Source organism: Microvirga roseola (assembly GCF_020866965.1).
GTDB lineage: Bacteria > Pseudomonadota > Alphaproteobacteria > Rhizobiales > Beijerinckiaceae > Microvirga > Microvirga roseola.
The window spans coordinates 1-20,597 of the sequence record NZ_JAJATX010000021.1; the positions used below are offsets into that span (position 1 = coordinate 1).

The following is a 20,597-nucleotide window of genomic DNA, read 5'->3' on the forward strand; positions in this document are numbered from 1 at the left end:
TGTTGCAGTGCGGCTTCGTGCGCTCAAACTTTTCCTTCGCCATCGATCTCTACCTTACATAGGCCAGGAACAAAAAACCTGGGGCGTCCGATATTGCGGTTGCGCTCAATGCGCAAGAGCCAATTTCGATATTGCAGAACCTTATGGCCGAGAAAGTGCTCCACGGACCAGACCGGACCTGACCTGCCGACGCCATGCCGAAGCATTCACCGCCGCTTCGTATAAAGTCGTCGGGTCCCGGATATTCAAGCTTCGGAAGAAGGCCGGCACGGGAAAAATGGAGCGGGTGAGGGGAATCGAACCCCCGTATTCAGCTTGGAAGGCTGCTGCTCTACCATTGAGCTACACCCGCGCACCTTGCTGATTGGATGGTGGGGGAAGTAGGACTCGAACCTACGAAGGCGTAAGCCAGCGGATTTACAGTCCGCCCCCTTTGCCGCTCGGGACATTCCCCCTTGTATCCACCCAGGCGCATGGCCCGAGATCAGCCGAAACGCCCTGCCGGGGGGCCAAGCGCTTCGTGGCGTTCTTATGGTGACCCGCATGGCCGGTGTCAACTGCAAAGCGCAATGAATATCCGGTGGGTCGTGATGTGCCGCGCCCTGTGCTAAAGCATCGGACCCCAAAGTGGATTTGCACATTGCAGGTCCCATCCGATGCCTTTTCCTTGGATGAGAGCATCGTTCGTGCGGAAAACCGGGCCCACTTTTCCGCACGATGCTCTATGGCCCGATCCTTCATCAGCCGAGACCTGAGCACCATGAGCGAGCGCCCCTTCCGTCCCCGCAAACCGAAATTCCAGCGTCCTTACGGGAGGCCGGGCCGCCGCGACAACCATTCCCGGCAGCGTCCGTCCGATATCGACACGACAATTCTCTATGGCTGGCACCCCGTCGTGGAGGCGCTGCGCAACGGGAACCGGGAGATTCGCCGCCTCCTGGCAACGGAGAACTCGGCACGGCGCCTGAGCGAGGAGCTTGAGCAGCCCCTCCCGATCGAGCCGGAAATCGTGCGCCCCGACGAGATCAACCGGCTCGTGGAGCCCGACGCCGTGCACCAGGGCCTCTACCTCGAAGCGGATCCCCTGCCCTCCCCGACCCTCGACACCCTGAGCGGCAAGCGCGTCGTCCTCGCCCTCGACCAGATCACCGATCCCCACAACGTGGGAGCCATTGTCCGCACCGCCGCCGCCTTCGGGGTCGAGGCGATCATCACAACGGCGCGCCACAGTCCGGCGGCGACGGGCGTGCTGGCCAAGTCCGCTTCCGGCGGCCTCGAGCACGTGCCCTTCATGATCGTGCGCAACCTGGCGGATTCGCTCATCGCCCTCGGCGAGCGCGGATTCCAGCGAATCGGCCTCGATTCGTCGGGCGAAGCCAGTCTCGGCGAGCTGAAGCTCCGCAATCCCGTCATTCTCGTCCTCGGCTCGGAAGGCAAGGGCCTGCGTCAGCGGACGCGGGAATGCTGTGATGTGATCGGCCGTCTCGACATGCCCGGCGCCATCAAGAGCCTCAATGTCTCCAACGCGGCCGCGATTTCCCTTTACGCGGTGACGAAGGCCGTCTCCGGAAGCGCCGAGCAGTAGGCGCACGATGCAGCTAAGATGCTGAAGGAACAGAACCTTTCCGCTTGCTGCACTGCATCTTAGACAGAAGTCGAAAATACGAATGGTGAATTGTGCAGCTCTCCACCTGAGGTAGCTTTCCCGTCCAAGGATTCTGGCCGCAGCTTGAACTCGGCCACGATGCCCCGGCTCCAGGACTGACAAATCAGAGCCTGCAGCCAAGAACCCGGATCGCTTACCGGGCGCATTAGCAAATGGAAGGGAACGCTATGGCGACTGCAGCAACGACGCAGGGGACGAGGGCAGCGCCTCGCCCCATGACCCGTGAGGAGAAGAAGGTCATTCTGGCCTCCTCCCTCGGCACGGTCTTCGAATGGTACGATTTCTATCTCTACGGCTCGCTCGCCACGATGATCGGCGCGCAGTTCTTCTCCGCCTTCGACGTGACAACCCGTAACGTCTTCGCGCTCCTGGCGTTCGCGGCGGGCTTCCTGGTGCGTCCGTTCGGCGCCCTGGTATTCGGTCGCCTCGGCGATCTCGTGGGCCGCAAATACACCTTCCTCGTCACCATCCTCATCATGGGCATCTCGACCTTCCTGGTCGGCCTCCTGCCCAGCTACGCCTCCATCGGCTGGGCGGCTCCGGTGATCCTCATCGTTCTGCGCATGCTCCAGGGCCTGGCGCTCGGCGGCGAGTACGGCGGCGCTGCGGTCTATGTGGCCGAGCATGCTCCGGTCGGTCGGCGCGGCTTCTACACAAGCTGGATTCAGACGACAGCGACTCTCGGTCTGCTGCTCTCGCTCATGGTCATCCTGACGCTGCGCACCTGGCTCGGCGAGGCGGATTTCGCGGCCTATGGCTGGCGCATTCCGTTCCTGCTCTCCGTCTTCCTGCTCGCGATCTCCGTCTGGATTCGTCTCCAGATGCAGGAATCGCCTGCCTTCAAGAAGATGAAGGACGAAGGAACCCAGTCCAAGGCGCCGCTGTCGGAGGCTTTCGGCCAGTGGAAGAACGCCAAGATGGTCGTCATCGCCCTCCTCGGCCTCGTGGCCGGTCAGGCGGTCGTCTGGTACACGGGCCAGTTCTACGCCCTGTTCTTCCTGCAGAGCATCCTGAAGGTTGATCTCTTCACCTCGAACGTGCTCATCGCCTGGGCGCTCATCCTTGGCACCGGCGGCTTCGTCCTGTTCGGTTCGCTGTCGGATAGGATCGGCCGTAAGCCGATCATCCTGGGCGGCTGCCTGATCGCGGCCCTGAGCTATTTCCCGCTCTTTCAGGCCCTGACCAGCACGGCCAACCCGCAGCTCGCCTCCGCCATCGAGAACGTCAGGGTTCAGGTTGTCGCCGATCCCGCCGTCTGCGGCTCGGTGTTCGACCCGGTCGGCATCCGCGACTTCACCGCTCCCTGCGACGTCGCCCGCGTGGCTCTCGCTCGCTCGGCCATCACCTATCAGCAGGTTGCCGCTCCGGCCGGCTCCCCTGTGAGGGTGCTCTTTAACGACCAGGAAGCCGCTATGGATCCGACGGTCGCGAAGAGCATGGCGTCCTTCACGGCGGCGGCTCAGCAGGCCGGCTACCCGACGGCTGGCGATCCGAACATCGTGAAGGTGACCGGCTTCTTCTCGGCTCTCGGCAACGCCGCGGCCCTGAAGGTGATCGCGATCCTGACTGTGCTCGTCCTCTTCGTGACGGCGGTGTACGGCCCGATCGCGGCGGCTCTGGTCGAGTTCTTCCCGACCCGCATCCGCTACACCGCGATGTCCCTGCCCTACCACATCGGTAACGGCTGGTTCGGCGGCTTCCTGCCCCCGACCGCCTTCGCGATGGTGGCCGCGACCGGCGACATCTACTACGGTCTCTGGTACCCGATCGTGATCGCCCTCGGCACCTTCGTCATCGGCCTCCTGTTCGTGCCCGAGACAAAGGACCGCGACATCGTCACCTACGACGGCAGCAAGTAAGAGGCACCAACCAACGAGAAAGCCCCGCCACTGGCGGGGCTTTTTTCATGTGCGACTCGACGCTCAGTAGCAGGTCGTCACCCGGCGAACGATCCAGCCTTCGCCTTCGACGAAGAGGCGCTTGCGGGACTGGTTGCAGTACGGCCCCTCCTCGTCGGCCTGGAGCGACCCGGTGGTCTCCGGATCCTTGACCGCAACGGCCACTACCTTCTCCTTTGTGGGCTTCTCCTTGCTGCGCCCGGGATGCGCCTCGACCGGGAGCGCGGCCAGCCCGAAGCCGGCGATGAGAGAGAATAGGGCCAGGCGCTTCAAGCGCCCCCCAGGAGACGAAATCTCCTTTTCCCTGGAATAATTTAGGACGATCATTTCTCCGTCTCCGAAAGCAATCTTTTCTCAATAATCCCAGACGTCCGGGATGGTTTCGGTGCGCCGGAGCACTATATTTTTGCATTGCAAGGGAACTTGCGTCCCGTACCGGGTGCTGTTACCTCAGCACATTGACAGGAGCCGGTGTAGCACAGCGGTAGTGCAGCGGTTTTGTAAACCGAAGGTCGGGGGTTCGATCCCCTCCGCCGGCACCATCCTCCCTTCTGGGGCCTTTTCCTCTCCCCGCTCGACAGAAGCCCGCTCGCGGGCGAACCCTTCCTTGGGGCTGCGCGACGATGTGCGGGCCTGCACATCCATCGGCCTGCACCGGCCGTATCGTGCAGCTGTCCTGATCGAAGGAGATGAGCTGTGAAGATGCTTCTGATCGCTTCCGCCGCAAAAATGTCGCTGGCGCTCCTGTTTCCGGCTGCCGTCCTCAAAGGCCGCGAGCCTGCTCGCGACGCCGAGGACGATCCGCTGCTCCCCTTCCCCGGCATCTGGGACAGGGCGCCGGAGATCACGCGCAAGCCCGGAAGGATGTGGGCCTATAGAGGCAGCTTCTGACGATCTTTGGTCGTGGCTCGGGCAAGGCCTCTAGTGGATTCGCTCCTTGCCCCAGTTCTCACGGGTGCCTTCTCGGGCTGCTTCCCGCTCCACGCGGTTCAGCCGGCGGCGCCGCCCGTAGACGAACATGAAAATCCCGATCAGCAGGGGCCCACCGATAACGACCAGAGCCCAGACCCAACCATCCGCAATATCCCATTCCATGACTGCTCTCCTCGAGGTGGGCCTCCGATCGGGCCCTGACCGTGCTTTGGGGCTAACCGGAACAGGAAGTCCTTGTTCCGCCGAAGGAACGGCATAGGCAAGGCCGCTCTCCCGCATTAGAGAGAAGGCTCGACAAGCCCATGAACGAGCCCATGCCGCTTCCCATTTCGGATCCCGACGATCCCCGGATCGAGGCCTATCGCGCCGTGCGGGAGCGCGACCTCATAGGCCGCCAGCACCGCTTCGTGGCCGAGGGCGAGGTGGTTCTGCGGGTGCTCGCGAAACAATCTCGGTTCGCCATCGAATCCCTGCTTCTGGCCGAGAACCGCCTGGAGAGCCTGAGGGACCTGCTGGAGACGCTGCCTCCCGAGGTTCCCGTCTATACGGCGAACCGCCAGGTCATGGATTCCATCGTCGGTTTTCCGATCCACAGGGGCATTCTCGCCGTCGCGAGACGCGCTCCCCTGCCCTCCGTGGGGGATCTCCTGTCCGGGCTGCCGGACCGGGCGCTCGTTGTCGGACTGGTCGGCCTCGCCAATCACGACAATGTCGGCGGCATTTTCCGCAATGCGGCGGCTTTCGGGGCCCACGGCGTCCTGCTCGACCCGGAAACCTGCGACCCGCTTTATCGCAAGGCGATCCGCGTTTCGGTCGGCGGAGCGCTGGTCGTTCCCTTTACCCGCGTCCCCTCGGGGAATGCGATGGTGACGGCGCTCGAGTCCGCCGGTTTCGAGGCGATCTCCCTCTCCCCTTCGGGTCGGGAGGTCCTCTCGACGATTCGTCCCTCCCCCCGGACGGCGCTGCTCCTCGGAGCCGAAGGACCCGGCCTGCCTGCTGAACTCCTGGCGCGCACGCGGACGGTCTCCATCCCCATGAGCGGCGGCTTCGATTCCCTCAATGTTGCGACCACGAGCGGCATAGCCCTGCATCATCTGGCTCTTGCCTGACCGGAAGCAGACCTTGCATTTTCGCATGCTCTCCGACTCGTGAAAGGCCGATCCCTTGCTTTAAAGCTTGGCCATTCTAGCCTCCTGCCATCTCTAACAGGAGACGCTTCATGAATTTGACACGCCGTACCATTCTCGCCAGCACTGCACTGGCCGCTTCTCCCATCGGAGGTTCAGCCTTGGCTCAAACGAGCACGCCCGCATCCGGCGCGAATGCTGCGCAGAACGCCCAGCCGCAGCAGGCCCCGGGCTTCTACCGCTACATGATCGGCGATATCGAAGTGACAGCGATCAACGACGGTTTCGCGCGCCGGCCGCTTGAGGGCTTCGTCCGTAACGCGGAGCTGCCGCAGGTCCAGGAGGCCATGGAGGAAGCCTTCCTCCCGACCGATGCCCTGCCGATCACCTTCAACACGCTAGTCCTGAACCAGGGCGGCCGGATCACCCTGATCGATACCGGCAACGGCAATATGGGCGCGCCCACCACCGGCCAGTGGATGTCGAACTTCCGCGCCGCCGGCTTCGATCCCTCCCAGGTGAACAGCGTGGTGATCAGCCATTTCCACGGCGACCACATCAACGGCTTGCGCCTGAAGGACGGCACGGCGGTGTTCCCGAATGCGGAAATCATGGTTCCGTCCGCGGAATGGGCCTTCTGGATGGATGATGCCCGCATGAACCAGGCGCCGGACGGTATGAAAGGCGCCTTCCAGAACGTGCGCCGCGTCTTCGGCCCTGTCGCCAACGACGTGAAGCGCTACGAGGCCGACAAGGAGGTCGTATCGGGCCTGACGAGCGTTGCGGCGTACGGCCATACGCCGGGCCACACCGCCTACATGCTGTCGTCGGGCAATGACCGGCTGATGATCATGTCGGACACTACGAACCATCCGGCCCTCTTCGTGCGCAATCCCGACTGGGCGGCGGTGTTCGACATGGATGCGGACCAGGCCCGTCAGACCCGCCGCCGCATGCTCGACATGGCGGCCTCCGAGCGGGCCCAGGTTGCGTTCTATCACGCCCCGTTCCCGTCCACGGGGCACATCGCCAAGGAAGGCGACGGGTACCGTTTCGTGCCGGTGCAGTGGACTATCGGGTAAGGCTTCAAAGGCGGGCGGTTCAGCCGCCCGCCGTCTCCGTCACGAGCCAGTCCAGGGTCGCAGGATCGGCACTCGCCGGCTCAATGAAATAGATCGTAGGCGTCTCGTAGGGGTGCCGCTCCTTCAGGCCTCGATGCACCTGCTCCTGAAGGCTCTTGCGGGTTTTCAGGATCCCGACGACCTCCTGCCCCCGCTCGACTTCGCCCTTCCAGGCATAGACCGACTGCATGCCCGGCAGCACGTTGATGCAGGCGATCAGCCTGTCGCGGACGAGATCCTCCCCGATGGACAGGGCGGTATCCACATCGGGAAAGGTTGTATAGACGAGAAGCGGGCTGTCCATGCTATGCCTTTGGTTCGCGAGCCTTGAGGACGCAACGAGGGTAATTGGGCATGGCCCGCCGTTTCAACAATATCGCATTCGTCGCCAGTCCCACGCCTGACGCCCAGGCAGCCCTTCAGGCCCTGGAGCAGCGCTATCCCAATGTGGCCCCCGAGAGCGCCGATGTGATCGTGGCGCTGGGCGGCGACGGGCTGATGCTGCAGACGCTTCACAGACACATGGGAGCGGCCAAGCCCATCTACGGCATGAACAAGGGCACGGTCGGCTTCCTGATGAACGATTTCCTGGAGGAAGACCTTTTCGAGCGCCTCGAGAATGCGGAACGCAGCGTCATGCATCCGCTGCTCATGGTCGCCTGGGACGTGAGGGGCGTGGCCCATACGGCCCGCGCCATCAACGAAGTTTCCATGCTGCGCCAAACCTATCAGGCGGCCAAGCTGCGGGTGAGCGTGGATTCCCGCGTGCGCATCCCCGAGCTCATCGCCGACGGAATCCTGGTGGCGACGCCCGCCGGGTCGACCGCCTACAATCTCTCCGTCGGCGGGCCGATCCTGCCGCTGAACGCGCCGCTCCTGGCCCTCACCCCGATTTCCGCCTTCCGCCCACGCCGCTGGCGCGGGGCGCTGCTGCCCGACTACGCCAAGATCGAGATCGAGGTGCTGGAGGCCGAGAACCGGCCGGTGAGCGCAGTGGCGGACCACACCGAATTCCGGCATATCTCCCGCGTCCATGTCTCCAGGGACAGGAGCGTGGACCTCGTGATGCTGCACGATCCCGGGCACAGCCTGGACGAGCGCATCCTGCGGGAACAGTTCGGCTATTGAAATCCAAGAGGCATGGGACGGCACATGCCCATTCAGTTGGGGACGACGTCATGAAGGATGAGAGCAGACACCCGCGAGGCGGCCTCTATTTCGAGGACTTTACCATCGGCGACGTGGTCAGACACCGCCTGACCCGGACGGTCACGCAGATGGACAACATGCTGTTCTCCAACATGACGCTGAACCCGCAGCCGCTCCATATCGATGCGCATTTCTGCGCCACCGAAACCGAGTGGGGCAAACCGCTCATGAACTCCCTGTTCACGCTGGGTCTGATGATCGGCATCTCGGTCAACGACACCACGGTCGGCACGACCATCGCGAATCTCGGCATGACCGATGTAAAGTTCCCCGCACCTCTCTTCGAAGGCGACACGGTCAACGTCACCACGGAAGTCGCAGGCAAGCGGGAGTCGAAGTCTCGGCCCGACGCCGGCATCGTTGATTTCATCCACCGCGCCTACAAGCAGGACGGGACCCTCGTCGCCGAGTGCCGCCGCCAGGCCTTCATGCGCAAGAGGAGCGCCTGATGCGCTCTCTCCTTTTCGTGCCGGGCGACAGCCGCAAGAAGCTCGACAAGGCGCTGGATTCCGGCACCGACGTGCTGCTCATCGACCTGGAGGATTCGGTCGCTCTCGACGCCAAGGAGACGGCGCGGGCAACCGCCTCGGCCTTCATCCAGGAACACCGGCACACGACCGGCCGGCCGCGCCTGTTCGTACGGGTCAACGGGCTCACCACCGGCATGACGGATGCGGATCTCGACGGTGTCATGCAGGCATCGCCCGATGGGATCGTCCTGCCTAAGACGGTGGGCGGCACGGATGTGGCGCATCTCGGAGCCAAGCTCGCGGTGCGCGAGGCCGAGTTCGGCCTGGAGGACGGCGCGACCCGCATCCTTGCCATCGCCACCGAGAACGCCGCCGGCGTCTTCGCGCTCGGCACCTTCGCGGGAGCGAGTCACCGGCTGATGGGCCTCACCTGGGGTGGCGAGGATCTCTCCGCCGATCTCGGAGCCGAGGTCAACCGGGACGAGGACGGGGCCTATACGGAGCCCTACCGCCTCGCCCGCTCGCTGACCCTCTTCGGCGCTGCAGCGGCTGGCGTCGACGCGGTGGATTCCGTCTATACCAATTTCCGCGACATGGCGGGGCTAGAGGCGGAGTGCCGCGCGGCCCGGCGCGACGGCTTCGTGGCCAAGATGGCGATCCACCCGGCCCAGGTGCCGGTGATCAACGAGGCTTTCAACCCCTCGCCCGAAGCGATCCAGCGGGCCAGGACCGTGATTGAAGCCTTCAAGGCCCGGCCGGGAGCCGGCGTGGTCGGCGTCGAGGGCGAGATGCTCGACCGCCCCCACCTGCTCCGGGCCGAACGCCTCCTGAAGCGGGCGGGCGCGCTCTAAGGGCGCAGGGAGCCCCGAGCCTTGCAGGACGCTCTCGACAGGCGCAGGGCCGGCCTTCCGGCCTCGCTCGTTCTGCATGCGCTGCTTATGCTGGCCTTCCTCGCCTCGCTCAGACCAAAGCCGTTCCCTCCCCTGCCTGAGAGCGTTCCGGTCGAGGTCTGGACCGAGGAGTAAGTCCAAGACCTTGCCCGAGGAGGCGCGCCGCAGAGGCCTGCTGCCCTGCAGCCTTCGGAGAGCGCGCCTCTCCCTCAGGCGGAACTTCCGCCCGTCCCGGAGCCTGCCGAGCCGGTGTTTCCAGACCCATTGCCCGCCGATACGGCCCCGCGCGTCATCCGCGCGACGAGGATTCTGTCCGGCGATGTGCTGGCTCATCCGGGAAGCCGGAAGATGCGGGAGGCCCTGTCGCAGATGGAGGAAGGCACTCGCCTGGAGCAGCTGTGCAACATCGAGGCCATGGCCCAGATCGCAGCCGCGCTCGGACACTTCAGGCCCGAACAGGTCGTCGCCTACGCCATGGCGGACACCAGGGTGACGCGCACCGCCATCACGGCCAGGGGCGCCGCTTTCAGAAGCGGCCGCGAATGGCTCAACCTGGCTTACGAATGCCAGCTCACCCCCGACCGCACCACAGTCCGGGGCTTCGCGTTCTCAGTGGGCGCAGCGATCCCGGAATGACCGGCGGCAAGGGCAAGGACACATTCGTGTTCGACACCAAGCCGAGCAAGAGCAAGAACCTGGACAAGATCACGGACTTCAAGACGAAGGACGATACGATCTGGCTCGACAACAAATACTTCAAGAAGCTGGGCAAGAAGGGTTCTGAGAAGAAGCCGGCCAAGCTCGACAAGGACTTCTTCACCGTCGGCACCAAGGCCAAGGAGAAGGATGATTACCTGGTCTACAATGACAAGAAGGGCGTGCTCTACTACGNTTCTGAGAAGAAGCCGGCCAAGCTCGACAAGGACTTCTTCACCGTCGGCACCAAGGCCAAGGAGAAGGATGATTACCTGGTCTACAATGACAAGAAGGGCGTGCTCTACTACGACACCGACGGATCGGGCTCGAAGAAGGCGGTCGAGATCGCCAGCCTCTCCAGGAACCTCAAGATGACCTACAAGGACTTCTTCGTCATCTAAGTCTCCTCAGACGCTGAACTTGAGAACTGAAAGGGCCTGCGATGGAAGACATCGCAGGCCCTTTCTCTTAGAAACATGCTCCTTCTGGATCCGGCTCAGCTCCCAGGCCTTTGGATAGAGAATTTCGTTTCCGGCGTCGCGACGAAATAATCCCGGTAGCCCGAGCGGGCGATGGGGCGCATGGCGGCGGTGTCGACGAGTCCGTTCACGATGAAGCGGTCGTCGATGTGGATGCCGACGACCTGTCCGATCACGAGATAGTAGGACGGCTCTCCGCCCTCGAGCGGAACGAGGGGAACGGTCTGAAGCCATTTGCATTCGAGAGCTGCGGGCGCATCCGCGACGCGGGGCGGCTTCACAAGGCGCGAGGGCGCGGCCTTGAGGCCCGCGTGGACCATCTCGTTCTCGCCCCGCGGCAGCACGGCGGAGGTGAGGTTCATCTGCTCGCGCAGATCATAGGTCGCAAGATTGCAGACGAATTCCTTCGTCTGCTCCACGAAGGTGAGCGCGTCCTTCCGCCCGGCGGAGGAGAAGGCCACCATGTGGGGATGGTCCGAGACCGCATTGAAGAAGGAATAGGGCGAGAGGTTCACCTCGCCCTTGGCGCTCATGGACGTGATCCAGCCGATGGGCCGCGGCGTGACGAGAGCCTTGAAGGGATCGTGCGGCAGGCCGTGATCGTTGATCGAGGTTTCGTAGAACATGGGCTTAGAACCGCGTCACGATATCGGAGAGGCTGGGCCGTTCCCGGTCGGACGGTATCTCCTTCGCCGTGCCGATATGGATGTAGCCGGCGATCCGCTCGCCGGTCTTAAGCCCGAGCGCATCGAGCACCCGCCGGTCGAAGGCCGCCCACCCGGTGAGCCACGAGGCGCCATAGCCGAGGGCGGTGGCGGCACTGAGCAGGTTCATGCAGACGGCGCCCGCCGAAAGCTCCTGCTCCCAGTCCGGGATCTTCGCATGGGGCGCGACCCACGAGACCACCGCCACCACCAGCGGCGCCTTGGCGAAGCGTTCGCGCTCCGTGGCGAGAGCCTCCTCCCCAGCCTGAGGGTTGTCGGCCCGGTAGGCCGAGGCTAGCACCTCGCCCAGCCTATTGCGTCCCTCGCCCTCGATCAGGATGAAGCGCCAGGGGACGAGCTTGCCGTGGTCGGGCACCCGGGACGCAATGGTCAGCAGGGTCTCGACCTCCTCTGCGCTGGGCCCCGGCTCGCCCAGCCAGCGGGGCGGAACGGAGCGGCGGCTCAGAAGACGGGAAAGGCTTTCATTCATGGGATCTTCATCCGGCTTCGGTAATATGGAATAGTCGGTGGTGCCGAAAGGTGCGGGCCAGGAAAGGCGCTGTCCTGCCTTCGTCTCGCCGTCTTGATGCGTTTGGAAGCGCGCAGGCATCCAAGAACAAGGCCGCCGCACGAAGACCAGCGGCGGATTTATAGGGGGAGCGCGGTCACACGCCAAGCACGTTTCACGTCTGCGGCGCGGACGGATGAGCCGATGGCCGTCCTTCGCAGCCGGACGATCTGGCGAAGCACCGTTTTTTGTCGATGCAGGCATCCTTTCTCCAGCCCGACGGGCCCATTCCGACAGCTGCCTGGTCGCGGCAGCGGACTCTCCTCGCCATTGGCCTGATCCTTGCGGCCTGGGCGGTGGCTGCGGCCGTCTGGCCCCTGACCGGCTCCGTCGTCCCTTGGGATTCCAAGAACCAGTTCTATCCGACCCTGCGCTATCTCGGCGCAGCCCTGGCCCATGGCGAGCTGCCCCTCTGGAACCCCTACCATTTCGGCGGCCACCCTTCCGCGGCCGACCCGCAATCCCTGCTCTTCACCCCCACCATGCTGCTCTTCGGCTGGCTGGTGCCAGAGCCCTCCATGCAGCTCTTCGACGGGGTCGTCTTCGCCCATTTCCTTCCCGGAGCCCTCGCCTTCATCCCCCTCTTCCGGCGGCGGGGATGGCATCCGGCGGGTGCGGTCGTCTCTGCGATCATCTTCATGCTGGGCGGCTCCGCCACGGCCCGCCTCCAGCACACGGGCATCATCCTCAGCTACGGCTTTTTCCCTCTCGCCCTCTGGCTGCTCGAGGAGGCGCTGGACCGCCGCTCCTATGCCTTTGGCATCCTGTTCGCCGTCACCGTCGCCTTCCTGACCGTCGGGCGGGATCAGGTGGCTTTTCTCTGTGCCCTGACCCTCATTGCGGTCGCGCTCCATCGGATAGGGACCGCGCCGAAATCCCTGGCCTATCTCCGGTCCCGCTTCGGCATCCTGGCCGTCATGGGGATCGTGGGCGGCGCCCTGCTGGCGGTGCCGGTCATCCTGACCATGCAGTTTCTTGCCACCTCCACGCGGCCTGGCTTCGGCTTCGGCGTCGCCGCCATGGGGTCGCTGCCGCCCGAAAGCCTGGCGACGATCCTGTTCGGCAACATCTTCGGCTCGCTGCGCTGGACCTACGATTACTGGGGTCCCGACTGGCACAGCATCGCCGAGGGCACATGGACCGACCGGGCCACGAATTATCTCTTCATCGGGACGCTTCCCGCCCTCCTCCTCGTCTGGCACGGCATCGCTGGCGGCCGCCTGTTCGCCCGCGAGTTCCGGTTCTTCCTCGCCTTCGGCGTTCTCTCCCTGCTCTATGCCCTCGGGCGCTACACCCCCGGCTTCGAGGTGATCTTCGATCACCTGCCCGGCGTGAACCTCTACCGCCGCCCGGCCGATGCGACCTTCCTCCTCAACATCGCCCTGGCCTTTTCCGTCGGTTATCTGGTCCACCGCTATGTCACCGACGGGCTGCCCCGGATCAGCGAGGCCGCCCTCGGCCGGTTCCGCCTCGCCCTGCCTATGATCGCCATCGGGCTGGTGCTGGCGGCCATGGTGGGCGCGCTCGGCTTTGCGGTGCGCAGCGGCCATGTCGAGCCGGCCATGGCGGAGATCGGCCTCGGCCTCCTGGCCGCAGCCGTGGCCATGGCTCTGCTGATGCGCGCAGGCGAGGTGGCGCGCTGGCGGGAAGCCGCCGCGCTCGTCCTCGTCACCGTGACCGGCGGAGAGCTGATCGCGCGCCATGCGGCGTCTGCCCTCAATGCGGAGCCTGCCGAGCGGTACGCCGTGTTCACGCAGCTGCCTCCGGAGCAGCTTCAGGGCCTGCAGATCCTGAAGCGGGAACTGGCCCAGCGGCATGCGAAGGGCGAGCACCCGCGCGTCGAGATTCTCGGCCTGGGTGGTCCCTGGCAGAACGCGTCCATGGTGCTCGGAATCGAGGACATCATCGGCTACAACCCCCTGCGTCTCGCCGATTACGAGCGCGCGGTCGGCCCCGGCGAGAACGCGGAGGATCCGAACCTGCGCCAGTTCCCGGCGACCTTCCGGGGCTACGAGTGCGAGCTCGCCGGCCTTCTGGGCCTCGAATACCTCGTGCTCGATCGCCCCGCGGAAAAGCTCCCCCGCCACTTCCCGCGCCTGATGGATGCCGAAGTCGTCTACGGCACCGGCCGGATGTGGATCTACCGTCTCGATCTCTCGGCCCCCCGTGTCTATGTCGCGCAGCAGGTCACGCCGGTCGATTCAGAGGCCGTTCTCGACCAGGAGGAATTGCCCGAATTCAACCGCGAACGGTCAGCGCTGCTCGACCGGGACAGCATGCCCCTCCTCAAGGCCCACTATGCTCCGGACCGGGCCGCCTCGGTGCCGGCCAAGAGCACGGCGAAGATCGTCAGCTACCGGCGCAATTCGGTGGTCATCGACGTGGAGAGCGAGGCAGGGGGCGTACTGGTGCTGCACGACATCTATTATCCGGGCTGGGAGGCGACGGTGAACGGGGAGCGACGCCCGGTCCTTCGCGCCAATCTCCTGTTCCGGGGCGTCGAGGTTCCTGCCGGACGCCACCGGGTGGAGTTTCAGTTCCGTCCTCTCTCGCTCGAGAATCTGGTTGCGGCCGCCTCCGATCTCGTGGACACGGAGGAACAACCCGTCCAGACGGCCATCGTCCGGCCGGTCCGTACAAGCGATATTCTGCTCGACTGATGACCAGCCCCGTGAAACGCGCTCTTCCCGCCACCGTCATCGCGGCCCTGCTCGCAGCCCCTGCCGCATCCGCGCAGACGCCGGCCGTGCCATCCCTCTCGCAGAGCCCTCCCCCGATTTCGGTGGGACAGGTGGTCCTGAACGCGAGCGCGGTCTTCGCCGAGAACAACCAGCCGATCCGCTCCGGCCTGGTCTGGCGCGTCTATGAGGACAAGGGCGATACGTCCCAGCCGACCATCGTCGGCCGCTCGAGCAGCCCCACCCCGGTCTTCACGCTCGTGCCCGGCAACTACATCGTGCACGTAGCCTATGGTTTTGCCAGCACCTCCAAGCGCATCACCGTGCAGCGCGGCAGCCTGAACGAGCGGCTGGTCATCAGCGCGGGCGCCCTCCGGCTCAAGGGCGCGGTCGGCGACAGCCCCATTCCGCCCAGCCAAATCTCGTTCGCCATCTATGTCCCCGAGGCTCAGAACTCCGAAGGCCGCCTCGTCATCGCCAACGCCAAGGCGAACGACATCGTCCGGCTTCCGGAGGGGACCTATCACGTGGTCTCCACCTTCGGCGACGCCAACGCGATCATGCGCACCGACCTCAAGGTGGAATCAGGACGGGTGACGGAAGCAACCCTTAATCACCGCGCCGCCACCGCGACCCTGAAGCTCGTGGCGAGCGAAGGCGGCGAGGCTTTTGCAGGCACCGCCTTCAGCGTCCTGACCCCTGGCGGCGACGTGATCCGCGAAGCCATCGGCGCCTTTCCCTCCGTCACCCTGGCGGAGGGCGAATATGTCCTGATCGCCCGCCACGAGGGCAAGGTCTACACCCGCGAGTTCCGGATCGAGAGCGGGCTCGACCGCGACATCGAGATCATCACACAGCCCTGATTCCTGAACCTTTCCGCCCCGGCGGCATTGACCGATCGCTGGAGATCGGCCGCGCCGGGCATGAGCTCACCGTCGAGGCGCGGCCTTGAGAGGGAGGAAGCTCATGAAGATTTCAGAGATCATGACCCGCAACGTCCGCGTCGTCAGCCCGGACCGCACCGTCCAGGAGGCGGCGCGGCTCATGGACGAGATGAATGTCGGCGTGCTGCCCGTCTGCGACGGCCGCCGGCTGCGGGGCATGATCACGGACCGGGACATCACCGTGCGCGCTACTGCTGCCGGTCTGCCGCCCGATACCACCCGCGTGCGCGACGTGATGAGCGACAATGTCTGGTGGTGCTTCGACGACGACGACGTGGACCACATCGTCCAGCTCATGAGCGATCACCAGATCCGCCGCATCCCCGTGGTCGACCGTGACAAGCACCTCGTGGGCATCGTGGCGCTCGGCGACCTTGCGACCGATATCGAGGACGAGGCCACGCACGCCCTCCACCGCATCTCCATCCCATCCGAGCCGGACCGCTCCGGGACCCTGACGAGTTCGCGCGCCGACCAGACCCGCGGCGGCGGCCGCGCCCGGCTGACAGGCGACGAGCGCCGGGAGCTGGAGCGGCGCATGAGGGATGTTCCCGATGAGGAGTGGCGCGGCCCCGGTCCGAACGACTATCGCGAACGGAGCGGGCGCGATTTCGGCGGTCCGTCCCCCGGACGCGGACAATTCCGCTTCCGCAAAGAGGATGATGAGCGCGCAGCCTTCGGCAGCTTCGGCTATCCCGGCGAGGAAGGCGCCCGCAACGCCCGCATGCGCGGCGGGTTCGGCGGCGAGGGCTACCAGAGCTACGGCGACGAGTTCTCCCGCACCAGCGCGGCTCCCGGAGGCGGCGGCTATTTCCCACGGCGCTACGGCACCTCCACCATCACCGGCGAGCGCGCCCGTCCGGGCGACGACAGCAGCGAGGCCGACCGCCGCATGCAGGATCGCGAGCGCACCTGGAGCCTCGTCAACGAGCGCCGTGACCGCGGCAACTACGGCATGGGTCCCGGCAACAACCGCTTCAGCAACGATGCGACCGGCAGCTACGGCGAAGTCCGCCGTGGCGAGCACCGGGGGCGTGGTCCGAAGGGCTACCAGCGCTCGGACGAGCGGATCCGCGAGGACATCAACGAGCGTCTCATGGACGACGCCATGATCGATGCCTCCGAGATCGAGATCCAGGTCGAGAACCGGGAAGTGACCCTCACCGGCACGGTCCGCGACCGGGGCGAGAAGCGCCGGGCCGAGGATCTCGCCGAGTCGATCTCCGGGGTGACCCACGTGCAGAACAACCTGCGCGTCGGCCAGCATCAGGAGGGGCACCGCACCGGCATGGAGGTCGGCGATTCAGGAGAGGCAACCGGCAATCCCGGAATCGGCACAGCCGGCGGCCGGGCGGGTTCTCCCGCGGGCGGGCGGACGACCGGCCGACAGCGGCAGGCGACTTAGGTGCTTTCGGCGTCGACCGCTGAGCTCTTCAGATTGAAGTCGGCTGAATAGAAAAGGCGGCGCTTTCACCGGGAAAGCGCCGCCTTCATACTGTCTGTCAAATCTTACGCGACCGTCCGTTCGATCACATGCTGACCGTCGAGAGTGGCGTGTATGTCGGGCTCCGATACGGCTTTCGCAGCGCGCCTGAGATCGGGCGTCACGGCCTCATCGGCCAGCGCCTTCACTGCCTCGTCGAGGGTCATGGTCTTCTGGTCGGGGCTGCCCAGGCGGCGGATTGAGACCGTCCGCTCGGCGGCTTCCTTCCGGCCGACCACCAGAAGCACCGGCACCTTCACGAGCGAGTGCTCGCGGACCTTGTAGTTGATCTTCTCGTTGCGCAGGTCGGCCTCCACGCGCAGGCCTGCACGCTCAAGGGTCTTCACCACCTCCATGGCGTAGTCATCGCCCTCGGAGGTGATGGTGGCGACCACCGCCTGCACGGGCGCGAGCCAGAGCGGGAAGTGCCCGGCGAAGTGCTCGATCAGGATGCCGGTGAAGCGCTCCATGGAGCCGCAGATGGCGCGGTGGACCATGACGGGCGTCTTCTTCTGGCCGTCCTGGTCGACGTAGAACGCGCCGAACCGCTCCGGCAGGTTGAAGTCCACCTGCGTGGTGCCGCACTGCCAGTCGCGGCCGATGGCGTCGCGCAGCACGTACTCGAATTTCGGCCCGTAGAACGCGCCCTCACCCGGATTGATCGCGGTCTTGATGCGTCCGCCCGACTGGTCCTCGATCTGCTTGAGAACGCGGGTCATCACGTCTTCCGCATGATCCCACATCTCGTCCGTGCCGACGCGCTTCTCAGGGCGTGTCGAGAGCTTCACGACGATCTCGTCGAAGCCGAAGTCGGCGTATGTCGAGAGGATCAGGTCGTTGATCTTCAGGCACTCGTCGGCGAGCTGCTCTTCCGTGCAGAAGATATGCGCATCGTCCTGCGTGAAACCGCGCACGCGCATCAGCCCGTGCAGCGCGCCGGACGGCTCGTAGCGGTGCACGTTGCCGAACTCGGCCAGCCGCAGCGGCAGGTCGCGGTAGGACTTCAGCCCATGTTTGAAGATCTGCACGTGGCCCGGGCAGTTCATCGGCTTGATCGCGAAGACGCGGTCGTCCTCGGTCTGGGTCGCAAACATGTTCTCGCGATACCAGCCCCAGTGCCCGGAGGTCTCCCAGAGAGCCTTGTCGAGGATCTGCGGTGCGTTGACCTCCTGGTAGGTACCCTTCAGGCGGCGGCGCATGTAGGAGATCAGCTCCTGGAACACCGTCCAGCCCTTCGGGTGCCAGAACACGACGCCTGGTCCCTCCTCCTGGAAATGGAACAGGTCCATCTCGCGGCCCAAACGGCGGTGGTCGCGCTTCTCGGCTTCCTCGAGCTGCTTGATATACGCATCGAGATCCGCCTGGGACGCCCAGGCGGTCGCGTAGATGCGGGTGAGCATCGCGTTGTTCGAGTCGCCGCGCCAATAGGCGCCCGCCACCTTCATGAGCTTGAAGGCGTTGCCGATCTTGCCCGTGGAGGTCATGTGCGGACCGCGGCAGAGATCGAACCAGTGGCCCTGGAAGTAGATCTTGAGATCCTGGCCTTCCGGGATCGCGTCCACCAGCTCGACCTTGTAGGTCTCGCCCTTCTCGGCGAAGACCTGCTTGGCCTTGTCGCGGCTCCAGACCTCCTTCGTGAAGGGCCTATCGCGCGCGATGATCTCCCTCATCTTCGCCTCGATGGCAGGGAAGTCCTCCGGGGTAAAAGGCTCCTCGCGGGCGAAGTCGTAATAGAACCCGTTCTCGATGACAGGACCGATGGTCACCTGCGTACCCGGGAACAGCTCCTGCACCGCTTCCGCGAGCACGTGCGCGCAGTCGTGCCGGATCAGCTCCAGCGCGCGCGGGTCTTCGCGGTTCAGGAATTCGATTTTGGCGTCCCTGGTGATCGGATCAGCGAGATCGGCGACCGTGCCGTCGAGCGCCATGGCGACCGTGCGCTTGGCAAGCGACTTGGCTATGCCTTCCACGATCTCGCGGCCGGAAATGCCGGGTTCGTACTGGCGCTGGGCGCCATCGGGAAATGTCAGGGTAATCATTAATGCTTTCTCCTGGCTCACTCCTGCCAACGGAGCAGGTAAGCGGGGGCCGACGGTTTGTTGGGAAGGCGAAATCAGCCGCCGTCAGGTTCGACCGACTCGCAGGTGATCGCAGAGGCAGTTTCCGGCGCGTTCACGCCCCGCCAGCGACCATAGGCCCAGGGCTTATACCAGGCGGCTCCATCGGGCAACGCTTCAGGAACGATATCGAGCCCCGCCGTTCCGAAAGGCCCGCAGCGGCAGATCCGGGCTGCGCCCATCCAGCCTCCGGCCCAGAAGCCATGGCGCTGGATCGCCTCGTCCGTGTATTCGGAGCACGACGGCAGATGGCGGCATTGTCGCCCGATGAGGCCCGACAGGGTGAGCTGATAGCCACGGATCGCCCAATGGGCCACCCGCTGGACAGGGCTCGGCATTATGATGCGCCCCCGGCCTGCCGCGTCTCGATCTGGCCGAGGGCGTCCACGACCGCATCGAAGGTGAGGAGGATTGAAGGGTGCCGGGCCTTGACCTCCCGCAGAGGCTCCAGGACCTCCAGGTCCGCCCATTTGCCCTCCGGGGCCTGCCCGCCCTCCTTAAGGATTCGGCGAGCGATCTCCCGCACCTCGCGCAGTTCATCCGCCGTCGAGCCGACAACATGGCGGCCCATGATGGAGGACGAGGCCTGGCCGAGGGCGCAGGCCTTCACGTCATGGGCGAAAGCCGTCACCACCCCGCCTTCCGCCTTCAGGTCGACCGTCACGGTCGAGCCGCAGAGCTTCGAGTGGGCCTTGGCCGTGGCATCCGGGTTCTCGAGCCGGCCGAGATGGGGGATATCGGCGGCGAGCTCCAGGATTCGGCGGTTGTAGATGTCGTTCAGCATCGGCCTTCGGGGTAGCGGATGAAGTTTCGTGCCCAAATATATAAGCATGACGATCGATTTGTGCGACCGGCTGCATCCAAGCGTTGCCGTCGCGTGTAACCAGGAACATCGGGGCCGTTCGGCCTTTGACAGTTCTCAAGTGTTCAGGAAAGAGGCTCCACATGGATGATGTGGTTAAGTCCTTGTCCACGCGTCTGTCCCCAGTCGCCGACAAGCCATTCGACCGCCCGACCCGGGAGGAGGCGGAGGCCGCCGTCCGCACCCTGATCCGCTGGGCGGGCGATGATCCGACCCGAGAGGGATTGCAGGACACGCCCAAGCGGGTCGTGAAGGCCTTCCGTGAGTTCTATTCGGGCTACCAGGACAATCCTGCCGAGATCCTCGACAAGATCTTCAGCGAGGTCGAAGGCTACGACGATCTCGTCCTGGTGCGGGATATCCCCTTCTATTCCCATTGCGAGCACCACATGGTGCCGTTCTACGGCATGGTCCACATCGCCTATTACCCCAACGGCGGCGTGGTCGGCCTCTCCAAGCTCGCCCGCCTCGTCGAGGTCTATGCGCGGCGGCTCCAGACCCAGGAGACCATGACCGCACAGATCGCCATGGCGCTGGAGGATTCCCTCGAACCGCGCGGCGTCGCGGTGATGATTGAGGCGGAGCACATGTGCATGTCCATGCGCGGCGTGCAGAAGGCCGGTGCGACGACGCTCACGACCCAGTTCACCGGCCTTTTCAAGGACGAGCCTTCTGAACAGGTGCGCTTCCTAACCCTGGTCCGGCACGGTAAGGCTTGAGCGATATCGACTCCGGAACGACAAGGGCCTTCC

At 64.9% G+C, this 20,597-nt stretch carries 22 protein-coding genes and 3 tRNA genes; 15 read left to right on the plus strand and 10 right to left on the minus strand.

Features of this window, described 5'->3' with window-relative positions; genetic code table 11:
- Nucleotides 1-278: 278 nt before the first annotated feature.
- Both LG661_RS13555 and LG661_RS13560 read right to left on the minus strand, forming a co-directional pair.
- Nucleotides 279-352 (minus strand) — tRNA-Gly (locus LG661_RS13555).
- A 17-nt stretch (nucleotides 353-369) separates the two neighbouring features.
- Nucleotides 370-455, minus strand: a tRNA-Tyr gene (locus tag LG661_RS13560).
- A gap of 269 nt (nucleotides 456-724) precedes the next feature.
- On the opposite strand from LG661_RS13560, the gene LG661_RS13565 reads away from it, so the two are divergent.
- Together LG661_RS13565 and LG661_RS13570 are read left to right on the plus strand one after the other, a co-directional pair.
- Complete coding sequence (locus LG661_RS13565) at nucleotides 725-1,585, plus strand: TrmH family RNA methyltransferase (protein WP_230532434.1); 861 nt, start codon at nucleotides 725-727, stop codon at nucleotides 1,583-1,585.
- Nucleotides 1,586-1,833: 248 nt separating this feature from the next.
- Complete coding sequence (locus LG661_RS13570; protein WP_230532435.1) at nucleotides 1,834-3,525, plus strand: MFS transporter; 1,692 nt, start codon at nucleotides 1,834-1,836, stop codon at nucleotides 3,523-3,525.
- A 63-nt stretch (nucleotides 3,526-3,588) separates the two neighbouring features.
- Here the strand turns inward: LG661_RS13570 and LG661_RS13575 are convergent, their stop codons facing one another.
- On the minus strand, nucleotides 3,589-3,891 hold the full coding sequence (locus LG661_RS13575) for a hypothetical protein (protein WP_230532436.1): 303 nt from the start codon (nucleotides 3,889-3,891) through the stop codon (nucleotides 3,589-3,591).
- A 140-nt stretch (nucleotides 3,892-4,031) separates the two neighbouring features.
- Here LG661_RS13575 and LG661_RS13580 point away from each other — a divergent pair.
- Together LG661_RS13580 and LG661_RS13585 are read left to right on the plus strand one after the other, a co-directional pair.
- Nucleotides 4,032-4,106 (plus strand) — tRNA-Thr (locus LG661_RS13580).
- Between the two features lie 154 nt (nucleotides 4,107-4,260).
- Nucleotides 4,261-4,455, plus strand: coding sequence for a hypothetical protein (locus tag LG661_RS13585; RefSeq protein WP_230532437.1), 195 nt, complete (start codon nucleotides 4,261-4,263; stop codon nucleotides 4,453-4,455).
- Nucleotides 4,456-4,485: 30 nt separating this feature from the next.
- Here the strand turns inward: LG661_RS13585 and LG661_RS13590 are convergent, their stop codons facing one another.
- A complete protein-coding gene (locus LG661_RS13590; protein WP_230532438.1) occupies nucleotides 4,486-4,659 on the minus strand; it encodes a hypothetical protein in 174 nt (57 codons plus the stop codon).
- Nucleotides 4,660-4,811: 152 nt separating this feature from the next.
- Between LG661_RS13590 and LG661_RS13595 the strand changes: the two genes are divergently transcribed.
- The gene (locus LG661_RS13595) at nucleotides 4,812-5,606 is read left to right on the plus strand and encodes a TrmH family RNA methyltransferase (RefSeq protein WP_230532439.1); all 795 of its coding nucleotides are present in this window, start codon (nucleotides 4,812-4,814) and stop codon (nucleotides 5,604-5,606) included.
- 110 nt (nucleotides 5,607-5,716) lie between these two features.
- Entirely contained in the window at nucleotides 5,717-6,706 is a 990-nt protein-coding gene (locus tag LG661_RS13600) for an MBL fold metallo-hydrolase (protein WP_230532440.1), read from the plus strand.
- A 19-nt stretch (nucleotides 6,707-6,725) separates the two neighbouring features.
- Here the strand turns inward: LG661_RS13600 and cutA are convergent, their stop codons facing one another.
- Complete coding sequence (gene cutA, locus LG661_RS13605) at nucleotides 6,726-7,049, minus strand: divalent-cation tolerance protein CutA (RefSeq protein ID WP_230532441.1); 324 nt, start codon at nucleotides 7,047-7,049, stop codon at nucleotides 6,726-6,728.
- Nucleotides 7,050-7,099: 50 nt separating this feature from the next.
- Between cutA and LG661_RS13610 the strand changes: the two genes are divergently transcribed.
- From LG661_RS13610 to LG661_RS13630, 5 genes are all read left to right on the plus strand, one after another.
- On the plus strand, nucleotides 7,100-7,873 hold the full coding sequence (locus tag LG661_RS13610) for an NAD kinase (protein WP_230532442.1): 774 nt from the start codon (nucleotides 7,100-7,102) through the stop codon (nucleotides 7,871-7,873).
- A 50-nt stretch (nucleotides 7,874-7,923) separates the two neighbouring features.
- On the plus strand, nucleotides 7,924-8,403 hold the full coding sequence (locus LG661_RS13615; RefSeq protein ID WP_230532443.1) for a MaoC family dehydratase: 480 nt from the start codon (nucleotides 7,924-7,926) through the stop codon (nucleotides 8,401-8,403).
- The gene (locus LG661_RS13620) at nucleotides 8,403-9,275 is read left to right on the plus strand and encodes an HpcH/HpaI aldolase/citrate lyase family protein (RefSeq protein WP_230532444.1); all 873 of its coding nucleotides are present in this window, start codon (nucleotides 8,403-8,405) and stop codon (nucleotides 9,273-9,275) included. The genes LG661_RS13615 and LG661_RS13620 overlap by 1 nt, the downstream gene beginning before the upstream one ends.
- A gap of 21 nt (nucleotides 9,276-9,296) precedes the next feature.
- Nucleotides 9,297-9,449, plus strand: coding sequence for a hypothetical protein (locus LG661_RS13625; RefSeq protein WP_230532445.1), 153 nt, complete (start codon nucleotides 9,297-9,299; stop codon nucleotides 9,447-9,449).
- A gap of 114 nt (nucleotides 9,450-9,563) precedes the next feature.
- Nucleotides 9,564-9,950: a DUF930 domain-containing protein gene (locus tag LG661_RS13630; protein ID WP_230532446.1), complete on the plus strand. Its 387-nt coding sequence runs from the start codon at nucleotides 9,564-9,566 to the stop codon at nucleotides 9,948-9,950.
- Between the two features lie 556 nt (nucleotides 9,951-10,506).
- Here the strand turns inward: LG661_RS13630 and LG661_RS13635 are convergent.
- Entirely contained in the window at nucleotides 10,507-11,115 is a 609-nt protein-coding gene (locus tag LG661_RS13635) for a flavin reductase family protein (protein ID WP_230532447.1), read from the minus strand.
- A gap of 4 nt (nucleotides 11,116-11,119) precedes the next feature.
- Complete coding sequence (locus tag LG661_RS13640) at nucleotides 11,120-11,683, minus strand: nitroreductase family protein (protein ID WP_230532448.1); 564 nt, start codon at nucleotides 11,681-11,683, stop codon at nucleotides 11,120-11,122.
- Between the two features lie 272 nt (nucleotides 11,684-11,955).
- Between LG661_RS13640 and LG661_RS13645 the strand changes: the two genes are divergently transcribed.
- From LG661_RS13645 to LG661_RS13655, 3 genes are all read left to right on the plus strand, one after another.
- Nucleotides 11,956-14,421, plus strand: a complete 2,466-nt coding sequence (locus LG661_RS13645) for a YfhO family protein (protein ID WP_230532449.1) — start codon at nucleotides 11,956-11,958, stop codon at nucleotides 14,419-14,421.
- Complete coding sequence (locus LG661_RS13650) at nucleotides 14,421-15,302, plus strand: hypothetical protein (protein ID WP_230532450.1); 882 nt, start codon at nucleotides 14,421-14,423, stop codon at nucleotides 15,300-15,302. The genes LG661_RS13645 and LG661_RS13650 overlap by 1 nt, the downstream gene beginning before the upstream one ends.
- A 103-nt stretch (nucleotides 15,303-15,405) precedes the next feature.
- Nucleotides 15,406-16,788, plus strand: a complete 1,383-nt coding sequence (locus LG661_RS13655) for a CBS domain-containing protein (RefSeq protein ID WP_230532451.1) — start codon at nucleotides 15,406-15,408, stop codon at nucleotides 16,786-16,788.
- Nucleotides 16,789-16,892: 104 nt separating this feature from the next.
- Here the strand turns inward: LG661_RS13655 and thrS are convergent, their stop codons facing one another.
- The 3 genes from thrS to LG661_RS13670 form a co-directional block, all read right to left on the minus strand.
- Nucleotides 16,893-18,905, minus strand: a complete 2,013-nt coding sequence (gene thrS, locus LG661_RS13660) for a threonine--tRNA ligase (protein WP_230532452.1) — start codon at nucleotides 18,903-18,905, stop codon at nucleotides 16,893-16,895.
- Nucleotides 18,906-18,979: 74 nt separating this feature from the next.
- The gene (gene yidD / locus LG661_RS13665; RefSeq protein ID WP_230532453.1) at nucleotides 18,980-19,321 is read right to left on the minus strand and encodes a membrane protein insertion efficiency factor YidD; all 342 of its coding nucleotides are present in this window, start codon (nucleotides 19,319-19,321) and stop codon (nucleotides 18,980-18,982) included.
- Nucleotides 19,321-19,767 carry an iron-sulfur cluster assembly scaffold protein gene (locus LG661_RS13670; protein ID WP_230532454.1) on the minus strand — a complete coding sequence of 149 codons (447 nt, stop codon included), beginning with the start codon at nucleotides 19,765-19,767 and terminating at the stop codon, nucleotides 19,321-19,323. Before LG661_RS13670 ends, yidD begins: the two co-directional genes overlap by 1 nt.
- A gap of 161 nt (nucleotides 19,768-19,928) precedes the next feature.
- Here LG661_RS13670 and folE point away from each other — a divergent pair, with 161 nt between their 5' ends.
- The gene (gene folE / locus LG661_RS13675; RefSeq protein WP_230532455.1) at nucleotides 19,929-20,564 is read left to right on the plus strand and encodes a GTP cyclohydrolase I FolE; all 636 of its coding nucleotides are present in this window, start codon (nucleotides 19,929-19,931) and stop codon (nucleotides 20,562-20,564) included.
- Nucleotides 20,565-20,597 lie beyond the last annotated feature (33 nt).